Raw genomic sequence first — 15,734 nt, forward strand, 5'->3', positions numbered from 1 at the left:
TTGATGTGTATACGTTAATTCGCATACCCGTTAATTCGGGTTAGTTTTGCAAAGGTAAGCAACGAATTATGAGCAAAAGCAAACTTTTTATTGTCAGTGGAATAGCCGCAGTTGCCGTGTTACTGACGGTGTACCTTTTGTTTTTTAATAAAACTAACGAAAAGGTGCTCAATGCAATGCCTGAAGAGGTAATCTGTTTTTTTGATATTCATAACGCCAACGATTTTTCCATTTTATTGAATCAAAACCCAATGTTTGGCGAATTGGAAAAAACACAACTTATTGGCGAACTGAAACAAGATTTGAATTTATATGCATCAGCATTATCCACTAATCCTGAACTGCTAAGTGATGTGCTCAATAATAATTTAATTGCCGGCGCTTTTGCGGGAGGGAAAACAGAAGTAGATTATCTATTATTACTACAATTAAAAGAAGCATCCCGTTTAAATCTAAAAAACTTTTTACCGGTTTTAAATAATAAAAAACCAACTGCAACGCCCCACACTTTTGAAAGAGTAACCATTTATGAATTAAAATATCCCAACAGCGATACCGCATTTTCGTTTGCCATGGAAAATGGAATTTTTATTTACAGCACTTCCGCTGTTCTGGTCGAAAATGCTATTCTACAATTAAAAAAAGGAAATCCTGTTACAGAAAATGCTGCTTTTAATGATGTTTATGATAAAATGAATACCACTAAAGGTTATAGTTTTTATGTAAATGTCCCCCAACTGGCTGATTATTTTTCGATGTTCAGTACTAACGAAAAATTTCCGGCTATTATGAAAATGAAAACATTTGCGTCATGGATTGGTGTTCAACCTGAAATTGGACCAAACGGAATTACATTAAACGGTTATGCCTCTGCATCCGGTGGTGAACAAGAATTTACGCTTGCTAAATATCATGGACAATATGCTGCTGAAATGCATGAAGCGGTGCCTGCAAATACTGTTGCGTTATATCGAATCAATGCTGAGCAGATTGCAGAAAATATTGCAGCCGGATTGAAAGATGAAAAACTGAACCGGGAATTTTTCGATTATTGGTCGCCCTGGCTTTCTGAAAATATATTAATTGGTGTATCCGAATCGTTGGATGAACATGTTGACCGCAGAACATATCTTATTTTGCCTGCAAAAGATAAAAAACTGGCCGAGAGTAAATTGAAATATGCAGTGGTGCAGGATACACTGCAATACAGAGGTCATCAATTAATGGAATTAAATTGTTATGCCATAGCCGGTAAACTAAGTGGTATGCAAATGCCTGAATATTGTTATGGCACCTGGGTGAATCAATCGCTGGTAATTACTTTCGATAAACTGCAGATTGCAAATATGATTGATGCAATTGAAAATGGTAATACCTTAGATAAAGATGCTGATTATGCCAATTTTAAAAAGCATGTATCTACAACATTTAATAATGCCATATATGTTGATTTATCTAAGAGTACACAAATTGTAAAATCTTTTGTTTCAGATAAACATATTGACTCAGTTGAACAAAATTTTAGTTTATTGCAACTGTTTTCACAAATGGAATTTCAATTTACTGAAAACAAAGATATGTATCTTGTTAATGGCTTTGTAACCTTCCAATCCAATCCAACCAGAAAAGGTGGTATTTTATGGAAGATAGAAGTTGATCAACCCATAGCGTGCGGTCCGTTTGCTGTAAAAAACCACAATAATGGTCAGCAAAATATTGTGGTACAGGATACCACTAATATGTTATATATGATTTCTGCAAATGGCGATGTTGTTTGGAAACGTCAGTTGCAGGATAAAATTATCAGCACAATTCACGAAGTAGATTTTTACGGAAATAATAAAACGCAATTATTATTTAACACAAGTTCAGGAATTTATTTAATTGATATTAATGGCGAGCCTGTTGAAGGATTTCCGATTTCATTGACAACAAAAATAATCAACCCGATTGCGTTGGTTAAGCAGGGTATGAATGATTACAGGATGTTTGTTGGATGCGAAAATGGAAATGTGTATGGTTATTATAAAGATGGTAAACCGGTTGGAGGTTGGAACCCACAAAAAGGTGCCGGACAAATTTCCTTACCGATATTTTCTTTTACTTTTCAAAAGGGGCTTACAATAGGATATTTAAATAATACGGCTATTCAGTTGAAAAAGGAAAATGGTTCATCAATACAAACTGTTCCTTTAAAAAACCCTACAGCAGATATTTTTACAACAAATAAATTGCTTGCAGTATTAGACAATAAAGGCAATGTTGTAACTATCGACAGTACCTTAAAAATATCGAATTATGCAGCCGATGGAAATTGGACAGACATGCTATTTTCTGATGTGGATGCAGATGATACATTAGATGTTATTTATCAGGAAGACGATTATTTTAAAGCACGTAGTATTTCCGGAAAAGGCATTTTTGTAGCTGAGGCGTTACCTGCTATAGATAAGTTGGTAGATATAACATTTGAGGGAACACATTATTTCGGATATAGTACTTTAGATAAGCAATTGTATTTATATACAGCGACCGGGCAAATAATAAAAGGGTTCCCGGTGCAGGGTTCTGCGGATGCTGTTATAGATGATATATCCGGTAATGGGGATAAAGTGCTGATAACCACAATCGGAAAAACTGTGCTCGCATATAGGATTTTGTAACTTTGTGGTTATAATTTATCCAGATGTCGATTCAAACCACAGAATTTAACTTACCGGGCGCAACAGCAGTTTATCATGGTAAGGTGCGTGATGTTTACACAATTAAAGATGAAATTCTTGTAATGGTTGCCAGCGACCGAATTTCGGCCTTTGATGTAATCTTACCCCGGCCGATTCCTTTTAAAGGGCAGGTGTTAAATCAAATCGCAGCGTATTTTCTGGATGCTACAAAAGATATTGCTCCAAATTGGCTGATTTCAACACCTGATCCGCGTGTTGCAATTGGATATAAATGTGAACCCGTTAAAGTTGAAATGGTAATTCGCGGATATATGAGTGGGCATGCTGCAAGAGAATACAAAAGTGGTAAAAGAACAATTTGTGGTGTTGCAATGCCGGAAGGTATGAAGGAAAATGATCGTTTTCCGGAACCGATAATTACACCAACAACAAAAGCAGCAGCGGGGCATGATGAAGATATTTCACGTGAAGAAATTTTACGCACCGGTTTGGTTAGTGAATCTGATTACATGGTGATGGAAGATTACACGCGAAAATTATTTGCGCGCGGTACGGAAATGGCTGCGAAACAAGGATTAATTTTAGTTGATACAAAATATGAATTTGGTTTATTAGATGGTAAAGTTGTTTTGATGGATGAAATCCATACTCCGGATTCATCACGTTATTTTATTCTCGATGGATATCAGGAACGTCAGGCAGCGGGCGCGCATCAAAAACAATTATCCAAAGAATTTGTCCGTGAGTGGCTGATAGAAAATGGATTTATGGGTAAAGAAGGACAAACCGTACCTGCAATGAGTGATGAATGGATAAAAACTATTTCAGACCGATATATTGAATTATATGAGCACGTTACAGGTAAAAGATTTGTTCCTGTTTTAAACAGTTTAAGCGAAATAGAAAAAAATATATTACTTGGCTTAAGTAGTTTATAAATTAAAAGTTCAGAATTTATAATTTAAGCTGAACTGCCAACCTCCATCTGTCAAAAGTTGTGGTTTATATTCCGGGCCTGTCCAGTCATCAGGTGTTGATTTTGTGATAGGAATAAACGGAAATTGTCCAAACCTATTTGCTTTTATTCCTACTTTATCTGCAATATTAATTCCGATATAACCTCCAATATTAAATCCGAAAATAAACCATACGCGCTCATATTCTTCGCTCCAGGCAATTGCGTCAGGACCGGTTCGTTCTCCTTCTACCTTTAATGGATATGTGCCAAATATGCCAAAGTCGGTACCTAGAACTAAACTATGTTTAAACAGTGAAATCCAGTCAACCTGAATGCCCAGCGGCACTTCGAGGTAATCATAAGTATGACTTTCATAACCATTATAAATTGAATTTATTGATCCGGCATGTAAGTGTCTGTAGCGTAAGCCGTAATAATATCGGCCGTGGTCGCTATCTACAATGTTATTACCATATACTTCATGTTCATAAATAAGGCCTAATCCAAAAGTTTTATTATCAACCATACCTGATTCATCGCCTCCAACAAATTTTGCATGACCATAATTGTTTTCAAATCGGAGATAAGCGTCCTGACTAAACACATCAATACTGCTAACAATGAAACAAATTGTAAATACCACGTATTTCATAATGTACCAAATTTTTGGTGCAAGATAATACAGGATTTACTTTCTTCGAAATTTCAAATTTAATTCAATACAAATGGAAATTAATCAGCAATAATTACTAATGATTTTGTAATCGAATTATTCCCTGATACAATTGTAACCGCATATAAACCGGTGGCGTATTTAGAAGTATTAATATTTATTGTTTTGTTACCTGTTTTGTTATAAATCGTTTCAACAATGTTTCCGTTAACAGTGGTAACAATAATTACTTCAATATCAGTACTCATGTTTTCGGCATCAACAATAAATTCATTTATTGCAGGGTTGGGATAAATATTTAGCGATTGGGTTTCTAGGGCTTGTATATCATCAAAGCATAAGGTATTGATATTATATAAGTAAGTATATAATGTGTCGTTTTCGCACATCGATATTAAACGAAAATCATATGATGAGCAAGGGTGCAAATATCCTACAAGCCAATACCTATCTGACGTTAATTCTGTTGTAACAAAGTCATCTGTTCCTGAAATTGCATATTGTAACTCATAACTTGAACCCGCTTGATAGTCAGCAGTAATTTCAATTGCACCTTCGTAAATTGCGCCGGTTTCAATATTGCCGGCAACACAAGGGAATGTGACTTTTGGGTCATAGGTTTTATTAATTGCTTCTTCAACTTCATCCTCATCAAAAATATAAGCATAAGAAAATTTTACCGTTTCACCGGAGAGTAGAACCGGTTGGTAAAAAATCACATTTAAATTATAATGACCCGATGCTGAGCCTTCGTAAATATAATCATAATAATGTGTGTTAGAGAGAGCGGTGTAAGCTCTTTCATTTTTTGAACCTGCTGCAAAATAGGTGTTAAATGCACTTCCAACCGCGCTGACCAGTGAGTATCCATCATTATCATATTTTGCTTCAATCGTATTCTCATTAGTATAACTATCTACCCAATATCCCTCAACATAAGGTTCAACTTCTCTGATATAATAGTAATTGTGACCATCAAAAGAATTATTCGTGATTGAAACATGGTTTATAATGTATTTTTTATTGGTATAAATAATAGATTGATGTACCAGTGTAAAATATGGCATATCACTAGTCCATTCAATTACAACACTATCCTCATTAGCTGAATAGTTAGTAAACCCACCTTTAACATCATTAAGCCAGCATGAAGTGTAGCTATTTATATAGTCTACTGTGTGACCCGAATTACTCCTATCAAAACGAAATGATTCATAATAGCTACCATTTATTAAATCACCGGAAAAATTAGGAAAACCAGTTTCCCAGCCATCGCCATTAACATCCCAAATTACACTTCTATAAGGATCACCTGGGTTTACAAAATCTGCCGGAATAGAGTCTGCACCTAAAACACCACATTCATTATAACCTAATTGAATATAGTTGGTTTTAGCAAAGGCAGAATTTCCAACTATTTGACTAAATCCTGCAGTAAGGGTGCCAAAAAATAAAATTGTAGTAAATAAATTCTTCATGGTTAAGTTTTAACCAAAATTACCAGGTGTTAAAATTTTGTTTGTCATGAGTAAAGCATAATTAAGTGCCTATAAATTTCATGACTTTCTGATGTTATTTTATAGATATTGTTATGACAAAAAAGGTAGCAAATTGTATGCAAATAAAAAAAGGGTTTTGACCATAACAGCCTGAAACCCTTTAATAAGTAGTGACCTCGGCAAGATTCGAACCTGCGACCCTCTGCTTAGAAGGCAGATGCTCTATCCACTGAGCTACGAGGCCAATAGTTAATTAGCGGGTGCAAAGGTACGGATTTTACCTGAATTGTCAGAAAGCCAGCCAGCCCACGCTGATAGTAGGGCTTACAAGGAAAAATACGTTTGTATTGATGATGTTTGCCCTATGTGGGGATTCGTAGGAGAGGGGGCTGTATTGCGGACCAAATTCATCGCCGGTATAGGAAATAGGATCCACCGTGTTTTGGAAAAACAAGCCACCTTCCAGACTCACATCAAGAGTAAATTGATCCCATAAGATGTTTTTAAATCCTAATACCCCAAATAATCCGATAGCACTCTCTTTGGCCAGCTCAAAGTTTTTGAACTCGTCAGGAACAGGTGTTTTATCAAATTCGCTGTCGGTATAAGCGATGTTAAAAATGTAATCGGTAACATATATTCCGTAATAACTACCCAGCGGCGCAGGTGTTGCAGTGATATAGGATTTATATCCGAATGTAATCATGCTACCTTTTGATTCTGCACCCATTAAATGCACTTCATCATTAACATTGTCATAATAGGATTGAGTGGTTGTTAGTTTCCAGGGATTATATCGCAACACTACACTTCCACTATTAAATATTACATATTCAATTCCAATTTTTGGAACATGTTTAAATAATAATACCTCCTGTTCAAGTGAGTCGGTATAATATTCATCGTCAAAACTGTATTTAAAATATTTTGCAGATAAAGTGGTTAGCGGTGAATAACCTATTTCCAACATAAACTTTTTTCCCTGATAACCAACTGCCTGTGCAGCAAGTGTGCTTTGTAATAACAATACAATTATTAATGAGCAGCAAATTTTTGTGATGAGTTGCATGGGTTTAATTTTTTGATGGGCTTGATAATTGATATAACATTTCATAAGTATGCGAATTTAAAATCGCACGAGTATCATTGTTATCTAAAAACATGAATTTTAATACATGGGCTTCTCTGGTTTTTACATTATACACCAGACTGAGATAGAAAAATTCATATTCCGGTTTAATTAATTCATAAACGCCATAAGGTAACAATGGTAAAAAGAAAGGGGAGAGGGCAATATAAATTACCGGCCCTAAAATATTTTGTTTATCTCTTAACGAAACAATGCCGGTCCATAAAAAATAATCCGTTCCCATGGCAGTAGCAATTGAATCTACCATATTTTGATTGTAACCAGGCATGTTTATATTTCCAAAATCGAGTTGCTCTGAAAACCAATCGTTCAGTTCATTCATTTCATTAAATGAGTTGGCATCACTTTCACTCATTTTTAAAGGATCTAATATTTCTAAGTCAACGTCAAGCAAAGCGGCGTTTGCTTTTAATATTTCCATGTAATTTAATTCACCTTCTTCACTGGAAACATATTCAATTGCATTATCCTTCCGTAAATCGATACGTCGGTAAAAAGGATTTACTACAACAACTTTTGTAATTCCAAGATGGTCACCCCAGAAGTAATTTCGAGTATCTCCTTTGTTAGTGTACTTTATACCGGCCTTTTTATATTCTTTTGCTTCTGCTTCGCGTTCATCTCTTTCAGTAACGGCTTCATTCCACATGCGGCGGAATTCTTTGTTTTCCCAATAATCGTTGTAGGCGTATAATAAATGTTTTTTGTTTTTATCGGCCTGGATTTTAGCCGTTGTTGAACGTTTTGCCTTAACAGTTGTTTTTCGCGTCACCTTTTTCGATTTGCTGCTGGGTGCGGCAACTTTTATTTTCGGATTGGCAATGTCTGCAAGTTTGTATAAGCTGTCACGGGCAATTGTTTTCCCCATTAAAAAATCTTCTTCATCGTTAAAATGATAAAATACCAAGTCGTTGATTAATGAACGGCATAATGGCATTACTTCAGGATCCTGCGGATTATTTAAATGGATACGGAAAGTGTAATCTAAAGCCAAAACATTTAATTCCACATCACTCATCGCCCACAACATGTAATATAATTGTTGTTGCTCGCCTTCGTATTCTTCAAAGCGCGCTTTTTCTGCATACACTTCATCATCTTTTGCATTTCGGAATTTTGATAACCCTGTTAGTGATTTTGCGATAATTTTTTGAAGATATATATTGTATGGATCTTTCTGCAATCCTAAATAAGCAACATAAATGGCATCCTGATACAAGTGGTTATGCAAGTAATACATAGGTAATTCAAAACGCGCCACATTGCGCATTTTCATAAATTTCTCTTCAGAAACAATATATGCTTTTCTGCTGCCACCTACCGGTACATTATCAATTTTTTCAAAAACCGATTTGCGGCGATCGCCAATACTGGGATGTGTACTTTTAAAAGCTTCCTTTTTTTCTAAATATTCAGGTTCTCCCGCAATTTTTTTAATAGAATCTAATTTGAGATTTTTAGATGTCACATAATTATTACTCTCAAAAAAGTCGATAGGGAAACTTTCATTTTCATAAGGTAAGTAAGCATATTTTAAAACATCAAAAACGGCATTTAATGATACAGTATCTGCAAGATATCTTGAGTTTAAAATTGATTGAATACCATAGTCATCTGCTTCTGTCTCTAATACCTGTGAGTATAAATTTTTAACCACCAACGATTCATTAAAACTTGATGATTTCTTTAACAACGAAATGTTTGAACTCTTTTTATCTATTTCTTTTGCTTCAACGTAAAAATCAAGTCCATGCTCTTTTGCAATATGGCCAATTTCGTGACCCATTACAAAGGCTAATTCGGCTTCATTTTCTAACATGGCAATTAATCCCATGCTGATAAAAATATTACCTCCCGCACCAGCAAATGCATTAACAACCGGTGTTTTTAATACATAAAAATGCACACTTGCTCTTAAGTCAGGATAATCTTCTAAAAGTACATCTGCAATAGATTCAAGATAAGCATTGTATTCAGGGTTGTATAAAACCAATCCGCTGCGCATCATTTCATCAATTGAAAATCCGCTTTCGAGATAATATTCCTGCTGTGTTTTTTGCGCCTTTTTTGAAAGGTCTGCTTCAATATTGGCTATTTCACTCTGGAATTTAATGGTAGAAGGCGTATACACTTCCGGAGGAAGAGGCCCCTGGTTTGTTACTCTTGTGTAATCATGTGGGTTTTGGCTGTATACCGCACTAATCATTACCACCGTGATGATTGCGGCAAATATATGTTTCATGTCGTTGTGAATTACATTACAATTATAACGATAAATAACGATATCAGCCAAGAAAAAAGTGCCCGATGGATATCGGACACTTTACAAAAAATAAATTTATTGTTATGGTTTATCGCTCATGGTCATGTGTTTAATGCCCACATTCCACATCGTAAAACTAATCCAGTCCGCATCTTCTTCAATTTGTTTTGCCAATGGTTTTCCGGCACCGTGACCGGCTTGAGTATCAATTCGAATTAATATCGGTGCATCACCTGCTTGCGCAGTTTGCAGAGCAGCCGCATATTTAAATGAATGACCAGGAACAACCCTGTCATCATGGTCGGCAGTAGTTACCATAGTTGCCGGATATTTTGTACCGGATTTGATATTATGTAATGGTGAATACTTATACAAATAATCAAATGCTTCTTTCGAGCTGTCGGCACAACCATATTCTACAGCCCATCCCCAACCAACAGTAAATTTATGATAACGCAACATATCCATTACACCTACGCCCGGTAATGCAACTGCAAATAAATCAGGTCGTTGTGTCATACAAGCACCAACTAATAATCCACCGTTTGAACGGCCTTGAATGGCGAGTTTTGTATTGCTGGTATATTTTTCTTTAATTAAATATTCTCCTGCTGCAATAAAATCATCAAACACATTTTGTTTGTTGCCAAACATTGCTGCTTTATGCCATTCTTCTCCATATTCACCACCACCACGAATATTTGCAACGGCATAAACAAATCCCTGTTCTAACATTGCGATTCGGGAAATACTGAAACTTGGTGTTATCGAAATATTAAATCCACCATATCCATATAATAAACAAGGGTTACTGCCATCAAGTGCAATTCCTTTTTTATGAACAATAAACATTGGGATTTTGGTTCCGTCTTTACTTTCATAAAATACTTGTTTCATAGTATATTTTGAAGCATCAAATTTTACATCAGCTTTTTTATACATATCCACTTTACCGGAACGGATATCGTATTTATAAATATCGGCGGGAGATAAAAATGTTGTGAAGGAGAAAAATACTTCATTATCATCGCGTTCACCTGAAAATCCGCTTGCAGTACCACCAACACCATTGTTAGGTAATGCAATTTGACGTTCAGCAGTGCCTGTTCTGCTAAATTGAACAATAACAGGTTTTACATCGCGTAAATAAAATGCAAATAATTTTCCACCGGCAAGAGAAACAGAAGAAAGTAATTCTTTTTGTTCTGCTATAATTACTTTCCAATTTTCAGGTGCAGGATTTTTTGGATCAACACTCACAACTTTGTAATTAGGTGCATTGTGATTTGTTTGAACAATTAAACGTTCATCATCATTATCCAAAATGGAATATTCGGAATCGAAGCCTTCAAATAATTTTGTAAATTTTGCATTCGGGTTGCGTAAATCTTTATATAATACTTCAGTTCCTGATGTTCCCGGACTTACATAAATAAATAAAAATTTCTCATCTTCTGTTGTTTGTGCACCGAAATAATACAAAGGATTTTTAGGGTCTGTATAAATTAATTTATCAGCACTTTGAGGCGTTCCCAGTTTATGGAAAAATACTTTCTGACTTTCACTGGTTCCTGTAAATGTTTGTGTTGGTTTATCGTAAGCACTATAATAAAAACCATCTCCCTGCCAGGCAGCACCACTAAATTTTGTCCATTCTAATTTATCTTCCAGCATTTTATTGTTGGCGATATCTTTAACATACATCGTGCTCCAGTCGCTACCGGCTTTGCTTTCACTTATAGCAACATATTTTCTGTCATTACTGAAACCTGTCATCGATTGTGTAACTGTTCCGTCTGCAGATAAGCTGTTTGGGTCAAGAAATACTTTTTCTTCCCCATTTAATCCTTTTTTATAGTAGGTTACATATTGATTTTGTAAACCATCGTTTTTAGAATAAAAGTAAAATTCACCTGCGCGATAAGGCGTGGTCATTTTTGGATAATCAGCCAGTTCAGTCATGCGCTGCTCTAATTGCTGACGATAAGGAATTTTTGCCAGGTAATCGAAAGTAATAGTGTTTTGTGAAGTAACCCAACCGCGAACGGAAGAGTCTTCATTAGCTTCTGCTTCAAGCCAGCGGTAAGGGTCTGAAACAGCGGTGCCGAAATAATCGGTAGATACATCGCCTGTAAGTGAGGCAGGATAAGTTACTTTTCCGGGACCGGTAACTTCGGCTTCGGGTGCTTCCGATTTGTTTTTGCAGGAAATCATTCCGATGCAAATTACACAGGTTAAAATGGTTATACGCATAAAATGTGATTTATAAATACAAAGTTAATTGAAAGTATACGAGATAATTGCCTGCTAACAGTTTTTAACGCTTAACTGCGAAGCGCCATCCAGCGCAACATGTCATTTTTTGTTACAATACCCATCAGTTTATTGTCTGAAACCACCGGTAAGCTGCTTATCCAGAGGTTTTGCATGATTTCCAGTGCTTCACTAATTGATGCTTCCGGAGAAATGGTGCTAATATCTTTCCGCATGATTTTTTTAACGGAAATTTCACTTAATTCCTTTTTTGCGGCTAATAATTCAGCAATGTGACCACTGGTAACCACACCTTGTAGGTTACCTTTTTTATCTTCTACTACAATATGATTAACATCATTCCATTTCATAATTTCTGCAACCAATGCAACTGGGTCGTTTGGATACACGGTAATTACATCAGTGCTCATTAATTGTTTAACAACAAGCATATTTTTAACCTGACGTTTTACTGTGGAATCAATATCAACATCCGGCCAATCGCAAACAGGAATATTACTTTGTTGTTGGATGTACATAAATTCAGTAAGGCTGACTAGTGCATCAGAAACATTCATCGCTTTTTTCAAATTTCTGAAATTGCGAACCTGCCATTGAGATCCGGTTCCGGTTTCCAGACGCTTTTCAATTATACCTAAATAAACATAAATTTCTTCATTACTAAATCCACAATTTTTTAAACCTTCATGTGCTAATGGTAATAATTCGTTTTTAATTAAATCTTTTGCAGAAATTTGTTTGCCCATCCAAATAAATACACTTTCAACACCGGAACGTGCCGATTTAAAAAAGTTGGATTTTACATCTTTAAAATCAAAATGTTCCCATATTTTTTTTACATTTTCCGGTCTGGCTTTCATTAATCCAACCCAAAATGCAGCATTTGCAATTTCATCTTTAATTGTCGGTCCTGCGGGTATATATCGGCATTCTATCCGCATATGAGCCTTATTGTCGGTAATGCCATAACACATTCTGTTCCAGCGATAAATGGTGCCGTTATGCAAACGCAATGCACTTAAATTGGGGATATTATTTTGTGCAAGGCAATTTAATGCATTTTCTTCAATGTCTGCATTAATTAAAACTTCAAAACGTGTGATATCTTCTTTATAAATTTCTGTGATGGAATTATAAATCCAGTCTTTTCCAAAAGTTACACGCGGCCTTTGCTCCCGAATTTCATCTATACTATGTCGTGTATCAATACTTTGCTGAAATAATGCAATTCTTATTTCACTCCATAATTCCTTCCCTAATAATAATGGAGAATTTGATGCAATGGCTAGTACAGGAGCTGAAATTGCCAATGCCCAGTTATATGCAGGAACAAATTCATCAGGTGGAATTTGTAAATGCGTTTGAAAACTGGTATTACATGCTTCAAACATGATACTGTCATGCCTGATATGCAATTCATCAACTCCCTTTAAATACAAATCAAATTGCCTACCTCGTAAATCGCGCAATTTTTTACTCAACATGTGGTAACGCTCCAGCGGTGTTAAATATTCAAGGGAGATTTCATTACGCGAAATGGTTGGTAAAATTCCTGCTAAAACTAATTTTGTATTATTATTTGCAGCATGGCCTGCAGCGAGATGATATTTTTCAAGCAAATCATTTTCCATTGCTGCAAAACATCCGGGTTGTAAAATTTGTGGTAATAAATTTATTTCAATATTATATTTTGCCAGCTCGGTAGTAAACTGTGGGTGTTGAATTGCATTTAATAATTCAATGGAATTATCAGCGGGTTTAAAATTTTCAGTTACAATACACACTTCCTGCTCCGCACCTATACGTTCATTATCCGATTCGAACAAATTGCCATCAATCATTAGCTCCAAAGCTGAAATATCACGCAATAAAGCATTTACGAAACGGATATGGGTTCCCGCAGTTTTTTTGGTATGTAGATTGGTTTCACCCATAAGTCCGCTTTCGATTCAAAAGTAGTAAAAAATAAGCTTTCATATAGTGATTTAAATCATATGTAAAGTAAAAAGGTATGGGCAGGAGCCCGCGACCTTGACCTCCATACAAAAAAAATGACCGGACAAGCCGGTCATTACCAAATCTATGAAAAACTATTAAAGAATGATGAGTTCTTTAATAACACGAATTGATTCGTTTCCGAGTTGTATGAGATACATGCCCGGTACCAAATCAATATCTTCAGAAGGAATTATAAAATGATGATTACCTGCAATCTGATTACCCATTGGAATATTTGCAATAGACTTACCGGTTATGTCAAAAATGGTAATTGAACATTCTAAATCTGATTGTAAATAATAATCTAAAGCAATTGCACTGGCATTGTTTGCCGGGTTTGGTGAAACAGAGCATTGAATTACACTATGCTGATTATTAACATCCAAAACACCGGTAGTGAAATTAAAATCATCAATAAAAATATTATTTACATAATTATTGTAATTAAACTCAAGTTTAAATTTCACATTTTCATTTTGTGCACCTGCAGGTAAATTAAATACTGCTGAACGCCATTGTTCTGTTTCAGTTGGGAAGAAATTACTTGCTCCTCCGTATGAGCTGATTAATTCGCTGCCTGTAATTTCACCAACACTGATCCATGTTTTGCCACAATTTGTACTGTAATAAACTTTTAATGCCATATCATAGTCTGCTTCCGCAGTAGCATAAGATGTAGTTGAGTATTTAAAAAATACATTTTCAGCCAAACCGTCCGATAAATTAAATGAAGGTGAAATGGCTTCATCTTTTTCAGCATCAGGACCAAAGCGACTGTTTAACCAGATGCATCCGGTGTTATAATATCCATTACTGCCTCTCCATTGCCAAACATAATCATCAGGGTATTTATTATATAAAACCCAATTTTCAGCAACCTCAGCTGCATCATTAAAATTGCCAAAATAAGTGCTGTTTAATATTGGATTATCGTTTGAAACATAAATATATTGATCCACCATTTTATCATTTGAACCAACAGCATTATTTACAGATAAAGTAACTTTATGCCAGCCTGTTTCTGCAAATGTTACTATTGGATCAGCTTCTGTTGAAGTAGCCGGACTACCACCTTCAAATGTCCAGGTACGCATGTCAACTATTCCTTTCCAGCTTACGTCGTGAAAAGTAACAGATTCACCCAAACAAACCATCCGGTTGATTGCATAAAAATCGGCAACTGGCGCACAAGGTTGTGAAACATAACCATCGTTTGTTCCGGTTAACATTAATGTTCCTTCTATCCACAAATTATTTCTTGCAGCGTCAGGAGAATTTAAAGCAGCGTGCATTCTGTTTTTCTGCCCTTCTGTAAACATGGTGGAACAATAAGAATATTCCATAAAATTTTGCACATTATCTAATGGTGCAATACAGGTGTGACCCGCTAAATTACAGGTGGTCCAGCCCTTTGTTTCTGGTGTGTCCGGAACCTGATCATCACCACATTCAACACCCGGCGCGTTGGTATTTCCCCAGGTATGTTGCAAATTAAAATAATGTCCGATTTCGTGTGAAATTGTATGTGCTGAATACGGGCCTGCTGCACCGGTGCTACCAACATAATCGTAACGACAAATGATACCATCTACCGGTGCTAAAAAATCAGAAATCGCAGTTGGATAATAGGCATATGCTGCAGCGGTACCCGGTAAAAATTTCACAACCCAGATATTTAAATAAAAACCATGTTGCCAGCCACCAAGTTTAGCAGCATCACCTCCGGTATAAGTGCGCATAGAAGCAATACGATCAATACCATTGGTGCACGTTCCGCTTAATTCACGTTGCGCTAAACGAAATTCAATTCCGCAATCGGCAGAAATATCAAAAAATTCTGCAACCGTTTCTGCTAAATCAGAATTCGATTTACTGAAATCTTCATTAATTCTTTCCATCGCTTCAAAAATCTGTTCATCGGAAATGTTTTCTGCGCCATAATCATGAATTACATGAAATACAACCGGTATTATATACGTTGAGCCTTCCATTTTCAAATTCGCTTTTGAAAAGGTTTGGGCAAATTGATCAAAGTTTTTTTCTCGTTGTATTATTTCCGGATATTGTTCTACTAATTGTTTTCGCACTTCATCAGTGCCACAATTATAAGATATTTGCGCTTGCGCAGTAATTACACTAATCGCAACAATAGCCGTCAATACTATCTTTTTCAAATATATATTTGACATCATAAAATAAATTTTAGTAAAATAAAAAAAGATGCTGACTTATCAG

At 35.7% G+C, this 15,734-nt stretch carries 9 protein-coding genes and 1 tRNA gene; 2 read left to right on the forward strand and 8 right to left on the reverse strand.

Features of this window, described 5'->3' with window-relative positions:
- Positions 1 to 68: 68 nt before the first annotated feature.
- Positions 69 to 2,663 carry a hypothetical protein gene (locus IPI65_04470; protein ID MBK7440796.1) on the forward strand — a complete coding sequence of 865 codons (2,595 nt, stop codon included), beginning with the start codon at positions 69 to 71 and terminating at the stop codon, positions 2,661 to 2,663.
- 23 nt (positions 2,664 to 2,686) lie between these two features.
- The gene (locus tag IPI65_04475; protein ID MBK7440797.1) at positions 2,687 to 3,622 is read left to right on the forward strand and encodes a phosphoribosylaminoimidazolesuccinocarboxamide synthase; all 936 of its coding nucleotides are present in this window, start codon (positions 2,687 to 2,689) and stop codon (positions 3,620 to 3,622) included.
- Between the two features lie 9 nt (positions 3,623 to 3,631).
- Here the strand turns inward: IPI65_04475 and IPI65_04480 are convergent, their stop codons facing one another.
- From IPI65_04480 to IPI65_04515, 8 genes are all read right to left on the reverse strand, one after another.
- A complete protein-coding gene (locus IPI65_04480; GenBank protein ID MBK7440798.1) occupies positions 3,632 to 4,294 on the reverse strand; it encodes a hypothetical protein in 663 nt (220 codons plus the stop codon).
- 80 nt (positions 4,295 to 4,374) lie between these two features.
- The gene (locus IPI65_04485; GenBank protein ID MBK7440799.1) at positions 4,375 to 5,793 is read right to left on the reverse strand and encodes a T9SS type A sorting domain-containing protein; all 1,419 of its coding nucleotides are present in this window, start codon (positions 5,791 to 5,793) and stop codon (positions 4,375 to 4,377) included.
- Between the two features lie 192 nt (positions 5,794 to 5,985).
- Positions 5,986 to 6,058, reverse strand: a tRNA-Arg gene (locus IPI65_04490).
- 45 nt (positions 6,059 to 6,103) lie between these two features.
- Positions 6,104 to 6,883 carry a hypothetical protein gene (locus tag IPI65_04495; GenBank protein ID MBK7440800.1) on the reverse strand — a complete coding sequence of 260 codons (780 nt, stop codon included), beginning with the start codon at positions 6,881 to 6,883 and terminating at the stop codon, positions 6,104 to 6,106.
- A gap of 4 nt (positions 6,884 to 6,887) precedes the next feature.
- Positions 6,888 to 9,206 carry a M48 family metalloprotease gene (locus IPI65_04500; GenBank protein MBK7440801.1) on the reverse strand — a complete coding sequence of 773 codons (2,319 nt, stop codon included), beginning with the start codon at positions 9,204 to 9,206 and terminating at the stop codon, positions 6,888 to 6,890.
- Positions 9,207 to 9,308: 102 nt separating this feature from the next.
- Positions 9,309 to 11,480: a S9 family peptidase gene (locus IPI65_04505; protein ID MBK7440802.1), complete on the reverse strand. Its 2,172-nt coding sequence runs from the start codon at positions 11,478 to 11,480 to the stop codon at positions 9,309 to 9,311.
- Between the two features lie 71 nt (positions 11,481 to 11,551).
- Positions 11,552 to 13,435, reverse strand: a complete 1,884-nt coding sequence (locus IPI65_04510) for a CBS domain-containing protein (protein MBK7440803.1) — start codon at positions 13,433 to 13,435, stop codon at positions 11,552 to 11,554.
- Between the two features lie 159 nt (positions 13,436 to 13,594).
- A complete protein-coding gene (locus tag IPI65_04515; GenBank protein ID MBK7440804.1) occupies positions 13,595 to 15,691 on the reverse strand; it encodes a PKD domain-containing protein in 2,097 nt (698 codons plus the stop codon).
- Positions 15,692 to 15,734: the final 43 nt, after the last annotated feature.

Source organism: Bacteroidota bacterium (genome assembly GCA_016706255.1).
GTDB lineage: Bacteria > Bacteroidota > Bacteroidia > Chitinophagales > BACL12 > UBA7236.